The 17,218-nt window shown below is 64.5% G+C and carries 18 protein-coding genes; 6 read left to right on the forward strand and 12 right to left on the reverse strand.

All coding sequences use genetic code 11. From position 1 onward, the window contains the following. The first annotated feature begins 363 nt into the window (after positions 1-363). Positions 364-597 carry a hypothetical protein gene (locus tag ACFFWD_RS42245; protein WP_376975331.1) on the forward strand — a complete coding sequence of 78 codons (234 nt, stop codon included), beginning with the start codon at positions 364-366 and terminating at the stop codon, positions 595-597. A gap of 121 nt (positions 598-718) precedes the next feature. Here ACFFWD_RS42245 and ACFFWD_RS42250 read toward each other — a convergent pair whose 3' ends face one another. Together ACFFWD_RS42250 and ACFFWD_RS42255 are read right to left on the reverse strand one after the other, a co-directional pair. Continuing rightward, a complete protein-coding gene (locus tag ACFFWD_RS42250; protein ID WP_376975332.1) occupies positions 719-1,498 on the reverse strand; it encodes a DUF899 family protein in 780 nt (259 codons plus the stop codon). Between the two features lie 194 nt (positions 1,499-1,692). Further along, positions 1,693-2,220 (reverse strand): RidA family protein, encoded by a 528-nt coding sequence (locus ACFFWD_RS42255; RefSeq protein WP_376975333.1) that lies wholly within the window; start codon positions 2,218-2,220, stop codon positions 1,693-1,695. A 360-nt stretch (positions 2,221-2,580) separates the two neighbouring features. Between ACFFWD_RS42255 and ACFFWD_RS42260 the strand changes: the two genes are divergently transcribed. Continuing rightward, the gene (locus tag ACFFWD_RS42260) at positions 2,581-3,360 is read left to right on the forward strand and encodes a DUF899 domain-containing protein (protein ID WP_376975334.1); all 780 of its coding nucleotides are present in this window, start codon (positions 2,581-2,583) and stop codon (positions 3,358-3,360) included. A 307-nt stretch (positions 3,361-3,667) separates the two neighbouring features. Here the strand turns inward: ACFFWD_RS42260 and ACFFWD_RS42265 are convergent, their stop codons facing one another. Next, entirely contained in the window at positions 3,668-5,332 is a 1,665-nt protein-coding gene (locus tag ACFFWD_RS42265) for a thiamine pyrophosphate-binding protein (RefSeq protein WP_376975335.1), read from the reverse strand. A gap of 152 nt (positions 5,333-5,484) precedes the next feature. Here ACFFWD_RS42265 and ACFFWD_RS42270 point away from each other — a divergent pair, with 152 nt between their 5' ends. Next, positions 5,485-5,679 (forward strand): hypothetical protein, encoded by a 195-nt coding sequence (locus ACFFWD_RS42270; protein WP_376975336.1) that lies wholly within the window; start codon positions 5,485-5,487, stop codon positions 5,677-5,679. Between the two features lie 510 nt (positions 5,680-6,189). Continuing rightward, positions 6,190-7,680, forward strand: coding sequence for a methyl-accepting chemotaxis protein (locus ACFFWD_RS42275; protein WP_376975337.1), 1,491 nt, complete (start codon positions 6,190-6,192; stop codon positions 7,678-7,680). Positions 7,681-7,749: 69 nt separating this feature from the next. Here the strand turns inward: ACFFWD_RS42275 and ACFFWD_RS42280 are convergent, their stop codons facing one another. The 6 genes from ACFFWD_RS42280 to ACFFWD_RS42305 form a co-directional block, all read right to left on the reverse strand. After that, positions 7,750-8,088, reverse strand: a complete 339-nt coding sequence (locus ACFFWD_RS42280; RefSeq protein ID WP_376975338.1) for a carboxymuconolactone decarboxylase family protein — start codon at positions 8,086-8,088, stop codon at positions 7,750-7,752. A gap of 90 nt (positions 8,089-8,178) precedes the next feature. After that, positions 8,179-9,324 carry an acyl-CoA dehydrogenase family protein gene (locus ACFFWD_RS42285; protein WP_376975339.1) on the reverse strand — a complete coding sequence of 382 codons (1,146 nt, stop codon included), beginning with the start codon at positions 9,322-9,324 and terminating at the stop codon, positions 8,179-8,181. Positions 9,325-9,394: 70 nt separating this feature from the next. Then, positions 9,395-10,222 (reverse strand): SDR family NAD(P)-dependent oxidoreductase, encoded by an 828-nt coding sequence (locus ACFFWD_RS42290; protein WP_376975340.1) that lies wholly within the window; start codon positions 10,220-10,222, stop codon positions 9,395-9,397. Positions 10,223-10,434: 212 nt separating this feature from the next. Continuing rightward, positions 10,435-10,842 carry a MaoC family dehydratase gene (locus tag ACFFWD_RS42295; RefSeq protein WP_376975341.1) on the reverse strand — a complete coding sequence of 136 codons (408 nt, stop codon included), beginning with the start codon at positions 10,840-10,842 and terminating at the stop codon, positions 10,435-10,437. After that, a complete protein-coding gene (locus tag ACFFWD_RS42300; protein WP_376975342.1) occupies positions 10,839-11,294 on the reverse strand; it encodes a MaoC family dehydratase N-terminal domain-containing protein in 456 nt (151 codons plus the stop codon). The genes ACFFWD_RS42295 and ACFFWD_RS42300 overlap by 4 nt, the downstream gene beginning before the upstream one ends. A gap of 9 nt (positions 11,295-11,303) precedes the next feature. Then, on the reverse strand, positions 11,304-12,488 hold the full coding sequence (locus tag ACFFWD_RS42305) for a lipid-transfer protein (RefSeq protein ID WP_376975343.1): 1,185 nt from the start codon (positions 12,486-12,488) through the stop codon (positions 11,304-11,306). Between the two features lie 98 nt (positions 12,489-12,586). On the opposite strand from ACFFWD_RS42305, the gene ACFFWD_RS42310 reads away from it, so the two are divergent. Both ACFFWD_RS42310 and ACFFWD_RS42315 read left to right on the forward strand, forming a co-directional pair. Further along, complete coding sequence (locus ACFFWD_RS42310) at positions 12,587-13,348, forward strand: TetR/AcrR family transcriptional regulator (RefSeq protein ID WP_376975344.1); 762 nt, start codon at positions 12,587-12,589, stop codon at positions 13,346-13,348. Then, positions 13,278-14,834 carry an acyl-CoA synthetase gene (locus tag ACFFWD_RS42315; protein WP_376975346.1) on the forward strand — a complete coding sequence of 519 codons (1,557 nt, stop codon included), beginning with the start codon at positions 13,278-13,280 and terminating at the stop codon, positions 14,832-14,834. Before ACFFWD_RS42310 ends, ACFFWD_RS42315 begins: the two co-directional genes overlap by 71 nt. Before the next feature lie 89 nt (positions 14,835-14,923). On the opposite strand, the gene ACFFWD_RS42320 is transcribed toward ACFFWD_RS42315, so the two are convergent. The 3 genes from ACFFWD_RS42320 to ACFFWD_RS42330 form a co-directional block, all read right to left on the reverse strand. Then, positions 14,924-15,325: an ester cyclase gene (locus ACFFWD_RS42320; RefSeq protein ID WP_376975347.1), complete on the reverse strand. Its 402-nt coding sequence runs from the start codon at positions 15,323-15,325 to the stop codon at positions 14,924-14,926. A gap of 99 nt (positions 15,326-15,424) precedes the next feature. Beyond that, positions 15,425-16,249, reverse strand: a complete 825-nt coding sequence (locus ACFFWD_RS42325) for an SDR family NAD(P)-dependent oxidoreductase (RefSeq protein WP_376975348.1) — start codon at positions 16,247-16,249, stop codon at positions 15,425-15,427. A gap of 26 nt (positions 16,250-16,275) precedes the next feature. Then, entirely contained in the window at positions 16,276-16,995 is a 720-nt protein-coding gene (locus ACFFWD_RS42330) for an RraA family protein (RefSeq protein WP_376975349.1), read from the reverse strand. Positions 16,996-17,218 lie beyond the last annotated feature (223 nt).

The following is a 17,218-nucleotide window of genomic DNA, read 5'->3' on the forward strand; positions in this document are numbered from 1 at the left end:
CCGGATCATTACACTGATTTGCGATTCCGCAAAACCGAAATGTTTTTTCCGGAGAGACTTGACAGGTTTTTGCTGACTTGCCCGACGGGCAATTTCTGCATAGCTCGCCGGCTCCGGACAAAGAATCTCCACACTGGAACCACGACCGCGCTCATGAATTGTCGTTGCACGTGACGGCGGTTCACGCCGCGTACCTCAGGCGCATTTTTTCCGACGCAAGGCATCTTCATCTTGGCACAAACTGCACATCGAGTTCTCGGCGAGACATTCAATACCGCCCGGGAATATTTGGTGGGGAATATTTGGTCGCTGTCCATTGTCTAGCATCGCGCAGGCGACCCATCGCCGGCAGGGGCGCCGAAAATGTCTACTGAGAAGGCCATCTGGTACGTCTCGTTCGCCGTCCGAGATGCCAATGCCGGTCATTCGCGCTACGCGCGCCAAACAAAAACCTTCGCAAGCGAGCATCAGGCGAAGGTCTTCGCGGGCACCATGCTCGATCGGACCGACGACATCAGCGCCGGCACGATCAATCCGCATATGCCAAGGCGCGTGATCGCGCCGGCCGCCATCATTGATTGGGGCGGCGACGCCTAGATGCGCGATGAGAATAGGTTGAATCGTCATCGCGCCTTAGCTTCTTGTTTGAGCATGATCTTTTCGGAAAACCGCTTCACACTTTTCCGGATCATGCTTTGGGCCCCGGCGGCAAGCCCGATCACGTCGCGGGCGGTAGTCCACCCTCACGGCCGCGATCGTCGCAGTGGCAGGGATATTCGATCTGCTCGTCGGCGGAGGGCCTCCCCGCCGGGGTCAGGTCGAACAGGGTCCAGAACGGCTCGACCGTTCCAAGATGCCGCGGGTCCTGTCCCGGATCGCGCGGCGCATGAATCATTTCGCTTGCCCAATGCAGGCGGATCTTGCCGTCGGGCCAGCGCTTGAACACGGTGAGCATCGAGATGGACTGCCCGTCCGCACCGTCCCCGCCATAGTCCCGGCGGAAGTGATTGGTGCCGCCCGACAGCAGGCGGATGTGCTTCCAGCCCCGCTCGCGCGCGAATGCCGCGACCTGTTCGATCGGAGCCCTGGCGACGACTGCCAGATTGCCGCCGAGCCCCTCGAAATGCGGCATCATGCTGTCCCAGCTTTCGATCAGCGCCGTGCATGACGGACAGGGGCCATCCGCCAGCGCGAGCGCGGCGGTGCGGCCTTGCGAAGGGCCCGGCCGCGTATCCTGCGCATGCCGCGGGAACATGAAATGATAGAGCATCAGCGTGTCGCTGTCGCGAAAGAGCCCGGACAGCGAAATCGTTGCGAGGCCGCCATCCTCGGCGACGCAATCGAAGAGATAATCCTCCGGCATCTCACCGCCGGGAGGAAGCGCCCTGAGCTCGGCTGCGACCGCCTCCATCTCCCGGCGCAACTGGATCTCGCGCTTAAGCAAGGCATCGCGCGCGGCGCGATAGTCCGACGACTCGTTCGGAAAGTTGACTTTCATGGGCACCGCCTCCCCGTCATTCTTGTCGTGACAGCTCAGGTCGGCCGCAGAATATACCTTTGCCCCGCGCGGGCGCTTCACATTGCGTTCAGCGGGCGCCTTTGTGCGCGTGGGTACAGCGCATGTGGTTGGTGATGTCCCCCATTGTTCCTGCAACGGAAAGATGCGCCATGAAGCGTCGCGCGATTGGCCGATCACTCCGTCACTTCAACGATCATCTCGACCTCGACGGCGTTGTTCAATGGAAGGCCTGCCATCCCGACGGCAGATCGCGCGTGTTTGCCGGCTGCCTCGCCGAACACCTGCACGATCAGATCGGAGAATCCGTTGACAACCTTCGGCTGATCGCCAAAACCTTCGGCCGAGTTGACCATGCCAAGGACTTTGACCACGCGCTTCACGCGATCCAGACTGCCAAGCGCGACACGCACCTTGGCCAACATGATCAGCCCAACCTGCCGCGCCGTGTCATAGCCTTCTTCCAGCGTGAGATCCTTGCCCACCTTGCCCTTGTACTTCCAGTCACGAGCCGGCGTGTTTCCCGCCAGGAACAGCAGGTTTCCGACCCGCACCGCATCGACGTAATTGGCAACCGGAGGCGGTACCGGCGGCAGCGTGATGTTCAATTCCTTGAGCCGCGCCTCAGCGGAAGGCGTACTCTGCGCGAGAGCGCCGGCCGAAAGAGCGATCGACATCACCAATCCAAGCGCGGCTGCGAACATTGCGACTGCGATCTTGTAGCTGGACTTCATGCTGTCCTCCGATTGTGCAACTTCGATCGAAAAACGTCGTGACTTCCAATTCGGGCAGAAGCTGCCCTCGACGTATGTCGCGGTGCCAAATTGAAGGTTCAACCGACCGGCGATCTGCAGAAACAGCCGTGACTGACGCCCCCGCCCGAAACCCCGTATCAAGGTGGCGATCGAAATCCCGACACACTTGTCACTCACCGCGCGCCGCCGGCTCGACTAGCGTTGCCCGCGAGCGAAGCAACGCCGATGCGACCTCGGCGTTGTCCGTCAGCATCGGGCTGGCGCGGCAACGGGTCGACGGCACGTCGCACCAAGCAACAGGAGAGACAGATGGCAAATGACAAGGGACCTCTCGGGATCAATTCGCCCGCGATCGTGTCGCGGGAGGCCTGGGACGCAGCGCGGCTGGAGATGCTGGTGAAGGAAAAGGAGCTGATGCGGGCGCGCGATGCGCTCGCCGCCCAACGTCGGCGGATGCCGTGGATGGCGGTCGAGAAGCCGTATGTGTTCGAGGGACCGACGGGCAAGGTCAGCCTGCTCGACCTGTTCGAGGGCCGCCGGCAGCTCATCGTCTATCGCGCGTTCTTCGAGCCCGGCGTGTTCGGCTGGCCCGATCACGCCTGCCGCGGCTGTTCGCTCGGTGCCGATCAGGTCTCCCACCTCGCCCATCTGAACCAGCGCAACACGACCCTCGCCTACGCCTCGCGGGCGCCGCAGGCCGACATCGCGCGGCTGAAGGCGCGGATGGGCTGGGAGATGCCGTGGTACACCGTCACCGACAGCTTCGATAAGGATTTTGGCGTGGACGAGTGGCACGGCCACAACGTGTTCTTCCGCGACGGCGAGCGGATCTTCCGCACCTATCTGGTCAACAGCCGCGGCGACGAGGCGATGGGCACCGTCTGGAGCTACCTCGACATCACCCCGCTCGGCCGTCAGGAGGCTTGGGAGGATTCGCCCACAGGCTACCCGCAGACCCCGCCCTACAAATGGTGGAACTGGCATGACAATTACGACGCCGAGGCAACGCCCAATCAGACATGGGTCGAAGTCTCCGATGCCGGCGAGGCGGCGTTCCGGCGCGAGTCGGAGAACCAGAAGCGCGCGTAGCAATGTAGAAGCGCGCCGCGCGCTCCTGCCGGCGCTCACATACTCGTCATGCCTGGGCTTGTCCCGGCCATGACGATGCCGGAACGTCAGCGCAAGAGACCGTTGGTGCCATATGCGATCGCCCTACCCGCAAGCGGGAGAGGGAGCGCAGCGTCTTCGCGGTCGACAATTCGACCTAATCTCATCACGCTCTACAGAAAGCGATCAGCGTGAGGCGATGGCCTTCGCGCAGCGCCTCGATGGTGCTGATCACGCCGACCGCGCCGGCGCCGATGATCGCAACGTGGCGCCCCTGCGGGTTCGGCCATCAGCGCTTGCTCTCCTCGGGCACGAAGTCCTTGCCGACCGACATCGCGCGCGGATCGACGATGCAGTGCAGGATCGCGGGCTTGCCGGAGGCCAGCGCGCGCTCGAAGGCCGGCGCGAATTCTTCCGTGCGCTCGACCCGCTCGCCATAGCCGCCGAACGCCTTGGCGTACATCGCGAAGTCCGGGTTCTTCAGCTGCGTGCCGACGACGCGGCCGGGATAGTCGCGCTCCTGATGCATGCGGATGGTGCCGTATTGCCCATTGTCGATCACGACCACGATGAGCGATGCGTCATACTGGACGGCTGTGGCGAACTCCTGCCCGTTCATCAGGAAGCAGCCGTCGCCGGCAAACGCGACGACGACGCGGTCGGGATAATGTCGCTTCGCCATCACCGCGGCCGGCACGCCATAGCCCATCGAGCCCGAGGTCGGCGCAAGCTGGGCGGCGAAAGTGTGGAAGCGATGGTGGCGATGGATCCAGCCGGCATAATTGCCAGCGCCGTTGCAGACGATCGCGTCCTTCGGCAGGCGGTCGCGCAGCCAGGTGACGACCTGGCCGTACTGGAAATGGCCGGGCAGCTCGCGCGGCTTTTCGGTCCAGGCGAGATAATCCGCATGCGCCTTCGCCGCTTCGCCCGTCCAGGCGGGCGCGCCCGCGGACTTCATCATCTCGATCGCCGCAGCGAAGGCTGTGGGCGTCGCCTGGATCGCAAGCGCGGGCTGGTAGACGCGGCCGAGCTCTTCCGAGCCCGGATGGACGTGAATGAGCTTCTGGCTCGGCACGGGAATGTCGAGCAGCGTGTAGGACGATGACGGCATTTCCGACATGCGGCCGCCGATCAGGAGAATGACGTCGGCGTCGGTGACGCGCGCCTTCAGGCTCGGGCTCGGGCCGATGCCGAGATCGCCGGCGTAGTGCGAATGGTCGGCGTCGAACAGCGAGGCGCGGCGGAACGAGGTGGCAACCGGCAGATCGAAACGCTCCGCAAAGCGCGCGATGCCGTTGGCCGCATCAGCGGTCCAGGCGGAGCCGCCGAGGATCACGAGCGGCGCCTTGGCGGCTGCGAGCATCGCGCCGAGGCGGTCGAGATCGGATGGCGAAGGCCAGCTTGCCGCCGGCTCGACGCGCGGCGCATCCGCGACCGCGGCGGTTTCGGTCAGCATGTTCTCCGGCAGCGAGATCACCACCGGTCCGGGACGGCCCTGCAGCGCGACGCGGAAGGCGCGCGCGACCAGCTCCGGGATGCGATCGGGACGGTCGATCTCGACCGCCCATTTCGCCATGGTGCCGAACACCGCCTTGTAGTCGAGCTCCTGGAACGCCTCGCGCTCGCGCATGCCGGTATCGACCTGGCCGACGAACAGGATCATCGGCGTCGAATCCTGCATCGCGATGTGGACGCCGTGAGCGGCATTGGTCGAGCCGGGGCCGCGGGTGACGAAGCAGATGCCTGGACGTCCGGTCAGCTTGCCATAGGCCTCCGCCATCATCGCAGCGCCCCCCTCGGCGCGGCAGATCACGACGTCGACCGGGCTGTCATGCAGCGCGTCCAACGCCGCAAGATAGCTCTCGCCCGGCACGCAAGTGGCGCGCTCGACGCCTTGCGCGACGAGCTGGTCGATCAGGATCTGGCCCCCGGTGCGGGCGTTACTTTTCGTCATGACAGCTCCCTGCAGGCATTGGCGATACGGCTTTGGGCGCGGCGCCGATTTTGGTCCGGGTTTGCGTAGGATAGACGGAATTGCCGCGCAAGGCCGAAGCGGCTTCCCGGGGCCGCCGCGACGTCGTGCCATGCGGCAGAGGACGGACGGGCTTGCTTCGCCGTCGATTTTCGCAGACCAGATCGCCGGCGCGAGGTCCGGCCGCCGATCCGCAGGCCGATCGCGATGCGCGCGGTGCGATCTGCGACCTTGCCGCAGACGTCATGACGATCGTGCCGATGGCGTCGGACATGTCCCGCGCCGTCAACCCGTCGAAGCGCGTTGCCTCACGAACGACCGCGCGATAGCCGTGGTCGACGCAGCAAACGCGATCAGCGTCAGCTCGCGCAGCGTTCAGCTGCGACTTCAGCGACTCGCGATGACGAGTTGAACGCTTGCGCGCGATGGAGAGGTGCACTGTCGCGACATCACCGTGTGCAACCACCGGTTATGTGCACGATAACAAACATTTGGTGGCACACGCGCGACCCGTATGAATACGGTGCGGCCAAAGTTTATACCCTTGACTGAAGCATCGATTGCGCAGATTTCGTTGCATTTAGCGGCCTATCGCGTCGATTTCGCTGATTTTGGATCGCGCGCATCGCATGTCGGCAACTGCGCGTGCGAATGCGCAAACATGGCGCGCGCTTCTAGACGGAACTCGAATCACCTACGGTTCCGCTCAACCAGAAACTGCATGTCGCATCTCGACACCGACCCTGCGCACCAGGGCGGACGGTGTCGTGCGGCCAACTCGGGCGCATCGCGCAAATTTCACGCAGCGACTTCATCCTATTTCCTGGAGGGCAATTTTCATGTTGGGCATTAAAAGCGTCGCAAGCGCGGTCACGTCAGACAGTTCGTACCGGCTGCTCGACGACATGCCGATCAGCGTCATGCTTTGCGAGTTGAACAATTTCCGGATCACCTACATCAACGAATCCACCCGGCAGAACCTGAAGAAGATCGAGCACGTGCTGCCCGTGAAGGTCGATGCGCTGATCGGACAGTCGATCGACATCTTTCACAAGAACCCGCAGCATCAGCGCCGGCTGTTGTCCGATCCGAAGAACCTGCCGCACAAGGCGCGGATCACGATCGGCGGCGAGACGCTCGATCTCACCGTGACGGCGATGACGAATTCACGCGGCCGCTACACCGGCCCGATGCTCACCTGGGAACTCGCAACCGAGAAAGCCAGGCTGGAGACCCAGACCGAACGGCTGTTGCAGATGCTCGACAACATGCCGATCAACATCATGATGTGCGACACCGACTTCAACATCACCTACGTCAACCAGACCAGCCTGAAGACCCTCGATACGGTGAAGCACCTCCTCCCGGTGCCGCCGAACAAGATCCTCGGCAACTCCTTCGACATCTTCCACAAGAACCCGCAGCACCAGCGCCGGATCGTGGGCGATCCGAAGAACCTGCCGCACGCGGCCAAGATCAAGCTCGGGCCGGAAACGCTCGACCTCCGCGTCTCCGCGCTCACCGACAAGCTCGGCAACTATACGGGCGCCATGCTGAGCTGGGCGGTGGTCACTGGTAACGTGAAGCTCGCCGACGACTTCGAGAAGGACGTCAAGGGTCTGGTCGGCACGCTGGCCGCGGCATCGTCGCAGATGCAGGGAACCGCAAGGTCGCTGTCGACGACCGCCGAATTCGTCAACCAGCGCTCGGCAAGCGCGGCGTCAGCATCCGAGGAGCTGTCGTCCTCGGTCAACGAGATCAGCCGCCAGGTGTCCGAGGCCAGCCGCGTCGCCAGGACGGCGGTCGAGGAAGCCGAGAAATCCGACAAGCTCGTCGCCGGACTGGTGACGATGGCGCAGAAGATCGGCGACGTCGTCGCGCTGATCAGCCAGATCGCCGGTCAAACCAACCTGCTTGCCCTCAACGCCACGATCGAGTCGGCCCGCGCCGGCGAAGCCGGACGCGGCTTTGCGGTCGTCGCCTCCGAGGTAAAGGCACTGGCCAACCAGACCGCGAAGGCCACCGAGGACATTTCCGCACAGATCACCGACATGCAGGCCGCGACCGGCAACACCGCCGCCGCGCTGAAGGCTATCTCGCAGACCATCATCCAGATCAGCGAGATCTCAACCGTGATCGCGAGCGCGGTCGAGGAACAGGCGGCCGCCACCAAGGAGGTCACCGCCAATATCAACGGGACGACCAAGGCCATCGACGACACGACCAAGGCCGCCGACAACGTGCTGACCGCCTCGGGCGAACTGGCGAGCAACGCGTCGGAGCTGGAGGTTCAGGTCGACAAGTTCCTCAAGAGCGTCCGCGCGATGTAGCAAGCCATCGTGCGCTGCATTCGGGCAGGCCGGCCACTGCGGTGACCCGCCTGCCCGTGCGTCGCGATCTCATGGCGGCGGAGCCTCCTCAAACAGGCGCAGCGCCATCAGCGAATGGGCCAGCGTCCCCCCTGCCCGCACCGCGGCCGCGATAAAGGCCGCCTCCGCCAGTTCCTCCTTCGTGAGGCCATGGGCGCGGGCGTGGCGGGTGTGAACGTCGATGCAGTAGGCGCATTGCGTCGTCAGCGCGACGCCGAGCGCGATCAGCTCGCGGTATTTGCGCGGGATCGCACCGTCGGTCCGCTTGGCGGCATGGTTGAAGGCGACAAAGGCCTGCCCTTCCGCGGGCGCCAGCGCGATCAGCGCGGGCACGGCCTGGATGTCGTTGCGTGACTGGTAGTCCGTCATATCCGTCTCCCGAATGTCCGTTCCGCCCTCCAAGAGGCCGGCGGAACGGAAACGGATTCGGGCGACGGGAGATTTTTTTCGAAGAGCCGCTCAGAGCGACCGCGCGATCAAAAGCTTCATGATCTCGTTGGTACCGCCGTAGATCTTCTGGATCCGCGAGTCGATGAACATCCGCGAGATCGGATATTCCTGCATGTAGCCGTAGCCGCCATGCATCTGCAGGCATTCATCCGCGGTCTCGACCTGCTTCTGCGAGCACCACCATTTCGCCATTGAGGCGGTGACGGTGTCGAGATCGCCGGCAACCAGCCGCTCGACGCACCAGTCGACGAAGACGCGCGCGATCATCGCCTCGGTCTTGCGCTCGGCGAGCTTGAAGGCGGTGTTCTGGAATTCGAGCAGCGGCTTGCCGAACGCGGTGCGCTCCTTGGCGTAGTCGGCGGTGATCTTCACCGCCCGCTCCATCGAGGCGACCGCGCCGACCGCGAGCGCAAGGCGCTCCTGCGGCAGTTGCTGCATCAGCTGCACGAAGCCGTTGCCCTCCTCGGCTCCGAGCAGGTTTTCCGGCGGCACCGTGACGTTGTCGAAGAACAGCTCCGAGGTGTCGGAAGCATGCAGGCCGATCTTGTCAAGGTTGCGCCCGCGCCGGTAGCCCTCGGCGCCTGCGGTCTCCACCACGATCAGCGAGATGCCCTTCGAGCCCGCGCCGCCGGTGCGCGCCACCACAACGACGAGGTCGGCGGCCTGGCCATTGGTGATGAAGGTCTTCTGGCCATTGATGACGTAGGAATTGCCCTGCTTCTTCGCCGTGGTCTTAACGCTTTGCAGGTCGGAGCCGGTGCCGGGCTCGGTCATCGCGATGGCGCCGACCATCTCGCCCGATGCCATCTTCGGCAGCCAGCGCTTCTTCTGCTCCTCCGAGCCGTAGTTGAGGATGTAGTGGGCGACGATCGCGCTGTGCACGGAGACGCCGGTCGTCACCTCCGGCACGGTGCCCTCGATGTCCTCGAGCACGGCGGCGTCATAGGCGAAGGTCGCACCCAGGCCGCCATAGGCCTCCGGCACGCTCGGCAACAGCGCGCCCATCTCGCCGAGCGCGCGCCACGCCGAGCGGTCGACCAGCTTCTGCGCACGCCATTTCTCGGCGTGCGGCGCCAAATCCTTGGCGAGGAATTTGCGAAACTGGTCACGGAAGGTATCCAGTTCCTCGGTCATCCATGACGATCGGTATTGCATCCTGCCCTCGCTGCAGATTCTTGCTTTGACGCGCTTTCTTTACGCGAAATCCACTTCGCTCGAAAACGCGCTAGATCAAAAGACCGCCGCCGGCGACGATCACCTGACCGCTGATGTAGTTCGATTCCGGGCTGCAGAACAGATAGACCGCATCCGCCGCCTCCTCCGGCGTGCCGCCGCGGCCGAGCGGGATCATGCGGCCCATGGCTTCCAGCATCTGCGGCTGCACGCCGACCTTGATGTCGCGACCCGCGACGTCGATCGTCTTCTGCTGCGCCTCGATCGGTTGGGTCAGGCGGGTGTTGATCAGGCCGAAGGCAACGCAATTGACGTTGACCTTGTAGCGTCCCCACTCCTTGCACATCGTGCGCGTCAACCCGATCAGCGACGCCTTCGCCGAGGAATAGCTCGCCTGCCCGGCATTGCCGTAGAGGCCGGCGATCGAGGAGATGTTGACGACCTTGCGGAATACCTCGCGGCCGGCCTCGGCGTCGTTCTTCGCCATCACCCGGATCGGCTCCGACGCCGCGCGCATGATGCGGAACGGCGCGACGAGATGGACGTCGAGCATCGCCTGGAACTGCTCGTCGGTCATCTTCTGGATCGTCGAGTCCCAGGTATAGCCGGCGTTGTTGACGATGATGTCGAGGCCGCCGAAGCCCTCGATCGCGGCGCCGACGAAGCGATCGGCAAAGCCCGCCTCCGTCACGCTGCCGTTGACGGCGACGGCGTCGCCGCCGGCCGCCTTGATCTCGGCGGCGACCGCATCGCCCGGTTCGGCATCGAGGTCGTTGACCACGACCTTCGCACCTTCGCTCGCAAGCTTCAGCGCAATCGCGCGCCCGATGCCGCGGCCCGAGCCGGAGACGAGCGCGACTTTTCCTTGCAGTTTTGACATGGTTCCTCCCTGGAAAATATGACGTTGTTGAATCGGCCGAGCCAACGGAGCCCTTCACCTCTCCCGCTTGCGGGGGAGGTCACATCGCATCGGAGATGCGATGTGGGTGGGGGCTCTCTCCACGATATGACTCGCGTTGAGACCCCCACCCCAGCCCTCCCCCGCGAGCGGGAGAGGAAGCACCAGTCCCTTCGTGGCGCGGCTTCACCACGCTACAGCGCGATCACAGCTTCGCCGGCGAGCTTGATCTCGCCGTTCTGATCCTTGGTGGCAAGCGCAAGCTTCGCGCGCTTCTCGCCATCCTGCTCCATCAGCTCGATCACCGTGCCCTCGCAGGTCAGCTTGGCACCAAGCTGCGTGATCGCAGCAAATCGCGTCGAGAACGAGCGGATGCGCGACGGCGCGACCGCGTCCGTCAGTGCCTGGCCGAGATAGGCCATCACCAGCATGCCGTGCGAGAACACGTCGGGAAATCCGGCCTGCTTCGCGAAATCGATGTCGACATGGATCGGGTTGTGATCGCCGGACGCACCGCAATAGAGCGCGAGCCGGTGGCGCGTGATCGGCGGAAACTCCTTGTGGACGATGATGTCGCCGATCGACGGAGAATTTGTGCTCATGACGGCCTCTCGTTGCGCACCACGATCGTGCGCGAGGTATCGGCGACGTGGACGCCGTCCTGGTTCGTGACCTCCGTGACAACAACGATCAGCGTCATCGCGCCACCCTTCTTGTCCGTGACGCTTTCGACGCGAGACTTGAAGGTCAGCGTGTCGCCGACGACAACGGGCGCGTGGTAGTCGAAGCGCTGCTCGCCATGCAGCACACGGGCGAGATCGATATCGAGCGCGTTCAAGAACTCGAACGGATCGGGTGCGTCCATCATCTCGAGGCAGAACAGATAGGTTGGCGGTACCGGTGTCGCCGTGTAACCGGCGCCGCGTGCGGCGTCCGGTTCCCGGTAGAGCGGATTGCGCTCGTCGAGCGTATCGAGGAAGAAGCGCAGACGCCCCGGCTCGACGCGCGCGGTCACGGGCGTGAATTGACGCCCGACTGCGGATTGATCGACCATGGCCCTGCCTCAGGTGCGTTCGTAGAGCGTCACGACGCAGGCGCCGCCGAGGCCGAGATTGTGCTGCAGCCCGATACGCGCGCCCTCGACCTGGGTGGCCGCCGCCGTGCCACGCAATTGCCGCGTCAGCTCGTAGCATTGCGCGAGGCCGGTCGCGCCGAGCGGATGGCCCTTCGACAGCAGGCCGCCGGACGGGTTGGTCACGATCCTGCCACCATAGGTGTTGTCGCCGTCGTCGATGAAGCGGGCCGCCTCGCCCTCGCCGCACAGGCCGAGCCCTTCATAGGTGATCAGCTCGTTGTGGGCGAAGCAGTCGTGCAGCTCGACGACGTCGAGATCCTCTGGACCGATACCGGCGGCCTCATAGACCTTCTTCGCGGCATCGCGCGCCATGTCGTAGCCGACCACCTGCATCATGTCGTTGGCGCCGAAGGTCGACGGCGTGTCCGTCGTCATGGCTTGCGCGGCGATGCGGACGCTCTTGTTGAGGCCGTGCTGATCGGCGAATTTTTCCGAAACCAGGATCGCCGCGGCGCCGCCGCAGGTCGGCGGGCAGGCCATCAGCCGCGTCATCACGCCGGGCCAGATCACCTGGTCGTTCATCACGTCATCGGCGGTGACCTCCTTGCGGAACAGCGCCAGCGGATTGTTCTTGGCATGGCGGCTCGCTTTCGCCCGGACCTTGGCAAAGGCCGAGAGCGGCGTGCCGTATTTCTTCATGTGGCTCAGGCCCGCGCCACCGAAATAGCGCAGCGCCAGCGGCACGCCGGGCGCGTCGACAAGCTTGTCGGCGGCGGCATCGAAATCGTCGAAGGCGCTGGGGCGATCGGTGAAGACCGCGCCGAGCGCACCGGGCTTCATCTGTTCGAAGCCGAGCGCCATCACGCAATCGGCCGCACCCGATTCAATCGCCTGCCGCGCCAGGAACAGCGCGGTCGAGCCGGTCGAGCAGTTGTTGTTGACGTTGACGATCGGGATGCCGGTCATGCCGACCGGATAGAGCGCGCGCTGGCCGCAGGTGGAGTCGCCATAGACATAGCCGACATAGGCCTGCTGCACCTTACCGTAGTCGACGCCGGCGTCGGTGAGCGCGAGCTTGGCCGCCTCCGCCCCCATCACGTGATACGGCGCGTTGGCGCCGGGCTTGACGAACGGGATCATGCCGACCCCGGCAACATAGGCGCGTGAAGCCATCTTATCCTCCCGAAAATTACCCGCTGGACTATTTCTTACCCACGGGTAATATACGGACCAGTTCGATCGCGAGTCAATACGAGCGGGTTACCAATCAGATGGACGGACAGCGCCCCTCTTCCACCCCATCGCCCTGGCTGCCCTTCGAAACCCGGCGGCGCGCGCGCGACGAGAAGCGCGAGGCGGTGCTGCGCACCGCTGTCGCGCTGTTCCTGGAACAGGGCTATCACCGCGCCACACTGAACGAGGTCGCCAAGCGGCTGAACATCACCAAGCCGGCCCTCTACAATTACTTCCGCGGCAAGGACGAGATCCTGTTCGAATGCTGGGCGATCGGCAACGAGCTCGTCGACGATTGCATTGCCGAGACCTCTGCCGGCAACGGCACGGGGCTTTCCAAGCTGCGCAAGCTGATCATCAGATACGCCGAGCTGATGACCACGGATTACGGCAAGAGCCTCGTCCGCTTCGACATCCGCGATCTCAGCGAGGACAATCGCAGGATCGTCCAGACCGCGAAGCGGAGGATCGACCGCGCCTTCCGCGACTATATCGGCGAAGGCGTCGAGGACGGCTCGATCAAGCCGTGCGACCCGAAACTGTCGGCGTTCGCGATCGCAGGCTCCTTGAACTGGATCGGCCACTGGTTCCAGCCCGGCGGGGCGATGACGGGACGAGCGGTGGCCGAAGAATTTGCGATCCGCCTGACGGAGGGGATCGCCACGACACCAACGCGCAAGAAGGCGGATCAACCGCCCGGCCAGAGAAAGACACCCAGGGAGGACAAAGTTGAACATCACACACGGACTGCGCCGCGCGCTGCAGGTCAATCCAAACGGGCTCGCCATCGTCTGCGGTGAGCGGCGGCGCAACTGGCGCGAGGTCGGCGAGCGCGTCACCCGCCTCGCCTCGGCCATTCGCGGCCTCGGCGCAGAGGATGGAGACCGCGTCGCGATCCTGTCGCTCAATTCCGACCGCTATCTCGAGCTCTATCTCGCCGCCGGCTGGGCCGGCACGGTGATCGTGCCGCTCAACATCCGCTGGTCTCAGCTTGAAAACGAGGATGCGCTGCGCGATTGCCGTGCCGGCATCCTGTTCGTCGACAAGGCGTTTGCGCCGGTTGGCACCGCGCTCGCCACGGCGATTCCCGGACTGAAGCTGGTCTATGCCGATGACGGCGAGACGCCGGCCGGCATGGCTGATTACGAGGCGCTGGTCGCACAGAGCGACCCGATTCCGGACGCGATGCGCAAGCCCGACGACCTCGCGGGCATCTTCTACACCGGCGGCACCACCGGCCGCTCCAAGGGAGTGATGCTGAGCCACGGCAACCTTATGGCCAACGCGCTGAACGCGCTCGGCGAAGGCCTGTGGCCGGGCAGCGCGGTCTATCTGCATGCGGCACCGATGTTCCACCTCGCCAACGGTGCCGCGATGTACTCGATCCTGCTCTCCGGCGGCTCCAACGTCGTGATCCAGGGTTTTACACCCGACGGTGTCGCGGCTGCGGTGCAGAAGGAGCGGATCACCGACGTGCTGCTGGTGCCGACCATGATCCAGATGTTCGTCGATCACCCCGCGCTCCCCTCCTACGACCTGTCGTCGCTGCGGCGGATCGCCTACGGCGCCTCCCCGATCAGCGACGCCGTGCTGATGCGCGCGATGAAGGCGCTGCCGAATGTCGAATTCACCCAGGCCTACGGCATGACCGAGCTGTCGCCGATCGCGACGATCCTGCACTGGAAGGAACATATCGGCGACGGCCGGGCCAAAGGCCGCCACCGCGCCGCCGGCCGCGCCACGCTCGGCTGTGAGGTGAAGATCGTGGATGCGAACGACAAGGTGGTGCCGACAGGCACCGTCGGCGAGATCGCAGTGCGCGGCGACGTCGTGATGATGGGCTATTGGGAGCGACCGGAAGAAACGGCGCGCGCCATCATCGACGGCTGGATGCACACCGGCGATGGCGGCTACATGGATGCGGACGGCTTCGTCTATGTCGTCGACCGCGTCAAGGACATGATCATCTCCGGCGGCGAGAACGTGTACTCGGCCGAGGTCGAGAACGCACTGGCGCAGCACCCGGCGGTGGCGCAATGCGCCGTGATCGGCATCCCGAGCGAGCGCTGGGGCGAGCAGGTCCATGCCGTCGTCGTGTTGAAAAGCGGCGCCACTGCCGCGCCGGAGGAGCTGATCGAGTTCTGCAAGACGCTGATCGCCGGCTACAAATGTCCGCGCAGCGTCGACATCACCGCAACAGCGCTGCCGCTCTCCGGCGCCGGCAAGATCTTGAAGCGCGAGCTGCGCAGGCCGTATTGGGAGAACCGCGACCGCCGCGTGAGCTGAGGCGCGGCGTCGTAGGGTGGGTTGGCCGAAGGCGTAACCCACCCTCTTTGTTGCGCGAAAATTGGTGGGTTACGCTCCGCTAACCCACCCTACGGACCGGTCTGCGCAAGCTGCGCCTCGATCGCGGCCTTGTCGATCACCGACCACACCTGCACGATCTTGCCATCCTCGAATTCGTAGAACACGTTCTCGGTGAAGGAGACCTTCCGCCCGTTGACGTCGAGGCCAAGGAATTTCCCCTTCGGCGCGCAGTCGAACAGCAGGCGGCTCGCGACATAGGGCTCGTCGGACAGCACCAGCCCAACGTTGAAGTGCAGGTCCGGAATCTCCTCGAAGTCCCGCTCCAGCATCGCCCGGTAACCCGACAGGCCGATCCGCCGGCCGTTGTAGTGCACCTCATCGTCGACGAACAGCCCGAGCGTCGCCCAGTCCTGCCGGTTCAGGCAGGCGATGTAATCGCGATAGATGTCGAACAGGCTGGTCTGGCTCATCGCAGCTATGTCCGGAATCGTAGGGTGGGTTAGCCGAAGGCGTAACCCATCATCTGTGTCGCGCCAAGGCGGTGGGTACCGCTACCCCACCCTACCGATTCACCCCGGCAATCCCGTCAGCTTGCGGCTCAGCGCGCGCAAGCGCCGGCGCGCTTCCGCATCATAGGCCTGCGGGTTGGCGCGCGCCTCATTCATGCCGTTGAAGAACAACCCGCTCCGGTCGGCGACATCGTCGTCGCGCACCAGGCGCAGGATGGCGTCGCCGCCTTGCTCCACGGTCGACATCGGCGTAATGCCGCCGGCGCGCACCATTGTCGTGTTCATGTAGGTCGCCGGATGCAGCGAATGGACGATGACGCCCGATCCCCTCAGCTCCTCGGCGAGGTCGATGGTGAACATGATCTGCGACAGCTTGCTCTGCGCATAGGCGCGGCTGCCGCTGTAGTTCCTGGTGATCATGACGTCGTCGAAATCGATCGGGTGCTGGCCGAGCGAGGCGACGTTGACGATGCGCGCCGGCGCGCTCGCCTTCAGCCGCGGCAGCAGGAGGTGCGCGAGCAGGAAGCCGGCGAGATAGTTCACCGCAAAGCGCAGCTCGTGGCCGTCCTTGCTGGTCTGCCGCTCCGGCCCTTCGTTCTGCGAGCCGATGCCGGCATTGCTGACGAAGACATCGAGGCGCTCATTGTCGGCAAGCACGGCTTCCGCGAGCTCGCGGACCTCGTCGAGCGAAGAGAGATCGGCCTGATAGAACATCGGCTCATGGCCGCTTGTCCGCTTGATCTCGTCGCACAGCGCTTTCGCCCGCGTCGAGTCGCGGCCGTGGATCAGGACGCAGGCCCCGGCGGCGGCCAGCTTCGCGGCCACGTAGCGGCCGACGCCGTCGGTCGAGCCGGTGATGAAGACGGTCTTGCCTGTCATATCCATCGCACCGGCTCCGTTTGCTCCACGCGCTAGTGAATTTCCGCCGAACGCTTCAGCGCTTCCTTCAGCTTCTCGAGCGAGAAATCCTTCGATCGCGCGATCTCCAGGATCGGCGTCTCGCGGCGGCCGCAGAGCTCGGCAGCTTCCGGAAGCTTTGCCGCCACATCATATGGGATCACGATCGCACCGTGGCAATCGGCGTGGATCAAATCGTCGGAGCGCACCGTCATGCCGGCGACCCGAACCTCGCCGCCGAAGCTTTCCGCATGCACCCAGGCATGCGACGGGCCGATCGAGCCGGCCAGCGCCTGGAAGCCCGGTGCCCATTGCGGAATGTCGCGGATCGAGCCGTCGGTGATGACGCCGAGGCAGCCGAGCGCCTTGTGCACATTGCTCTGCACCTCGCCCCAGAACGCGCCGTAGCCGACGTCGGGGCCGTCGATGTCCTGGATCACGGAGATGCGCGGGCCGAAGCCGGTGCCGACATATTCGTAATATTCGATGCGGCGCTTGGACTGCTCCTCGGCCGAGAGGCCGGATTTCAGCACCGAGCGGATCGCCACCGTGCGGGCATAGCCGACGATCGGCGGCAGCGCGGGAAACGGACAGACCAGCGGCTTAACCGTGTAGCCGATCAGCCGCCGCTCCGGCGCCACGACCTCCATCGCGTTGCAGATCGTCGGCGTGTCGTAGCGCGCCAACGCTTCGAGGACGGACGCAGGAAGCGGGGCGGAAGCGGATGTCGTCACGGCGTTTCTCTCCTGATTATTGGCTTTGGCTGGCCGGCCTGTCGCGTATAGCCGAGATCGCGCGCGAACCCAACCGAGGGAACGGTCATGGCTGATATCCGGAATGCCCCTCACCCGTCATTGCGAGGAGCTCGCGACAAAATTGCAAAGCAATTTTGCGCTGAAGCGACGAAGCAATCCATCTCTCCACGCGGTCGGAGACAACGGATTGCTTCGCTTCGCT

Source organism: Bradyrhizobium erythrophlei, assembly GCF_042430365.1.
In the GTDB taxonomy this organism is placed as follows: domain Bacteria; phylum Pseudomonadota; class Alphaproteobacteria; order Rhizobiales; family Xanthobacteraceae; genus Bradyrhizobium; species Bradyrhizobium erythrophlei.

What these genes read in the sequence shown, in the direction of transcription:
- ACFFWD_RS42255 (WP_376975333.1), bottom strand. Translation starts at nt 2,220, where the DNA reads ATGTTCGCAGCCGCGCTTGGATTGGTGATGTCGATCGCTCTTTCGGCC.
- ACFFWD_RS42260 (WP_376975334.1), top strand. Translation starts at nt 2,581, where the DNA reads ATGGCAAATGACAAGGGACCTCTCGGGATCAATTCGCCCGCGATCGTG.
- ACFFWD_RS42280 (WP_376975338.1), bottom strand. Translation starts at nt 8,088, where the DNA reads ATGACGGACTACCAGTCACGCAACGACATCCAGGCCGTGCCCGCGCTG.
- ACFFWD_RS42310 (WP_376975344.1), top strand. Translation starts at nt 12,587, where the DNA reads ATGGACGGACAGCGCCCCTCTTCCACCCCATCGCCCTGGCTGCCCTTC.
- ACFFWD_RS42245 (WP_376975331.1), top strand. Translation starts at nt 364, where the DNA reads ATGTCTACTGAGAAGGCCATCTGGTACGTCTCGTTCGCCGTCCGAGAT.
- ACFFWD_RS42265 (WP_376975335.1), bottom strand. Translation starts at nt 5,332, where the DNA reads ATGACGAAAAGTAACGCCCGCACCGGGGGCCAGATCCTGATCGACCAG.
- ACFFWD_RS42305 (WP_376975343.1), bottom strand. Translation starts at nt 12,488, where the DNA reads ATGGCTTCACGCGCCTATGTTGCCGGGGTCGGCATGATCCCGTTCGTC.
- ACFFWD_RS42285 (WP_376975339.1), bottom strand. Translation starts at nt 9,324, where the DNA reads ATGCAATACCGATCGTCATGGATGACCGAGGAACTGGATACCTTCCGT.
- ACFFWD_RS42250 (WP_376975332.1), bottom strand. Translation starts at nt 1,498, where the DNA reads ATGAAAGTCAACTTTCCGAACGAGTCGTCGGACTATCGCGCCGCGCGC.
- ACFFWD_RS42320 (WP_376975347.1), bottom strand. Translation starts at nt 15,325, where the DNA reads ATGAGCCAGACCAGCCTGTTCGACATCTATCGCGATTACATCGCCTGC.
- ACFFWD_RS42325 (WP_376975348.1), bottom strand. Translation starts at nt 16,249, where the DNA reads ATGGATATGACAGGCAAGACCGTCTTCATCACCGGCTCGACCGACGGC.
- ACFFWD_RS42290 (WP_376975340.1), bottom strand. Translation starts at nt 10,222, where the DNA reads ATGTCAAAACTGCAAGGAAAAGTCGCGCTCGTCTCCGGCTCGGGCCGC.
- ACFFWD_RS42295 (WP_376975341.1), bottom strand. Translation starts at nt 10,842, where the DNA reads ATGAGCACAAATTCTCCGTCGATCGGCGACATCATCGTCCACAAGGAG.
- ACFFWD_RS42275 (WP_376975337.1), top strand. Translation starts at nt 6,190, where the DNA reads ATGTTGGGCATTAAAAGCGTCGCAAGCGCGGTCACGTCAGACAGTTCG.
- ACFFWD_RS42300 (WP_376975342.1), bottom strand. Translation starts at nt 11,294, where the DNA reads ATGGTCGATCAATCCGCAGTCGGGCGTCAATTCACGCCCGTGACCGCG.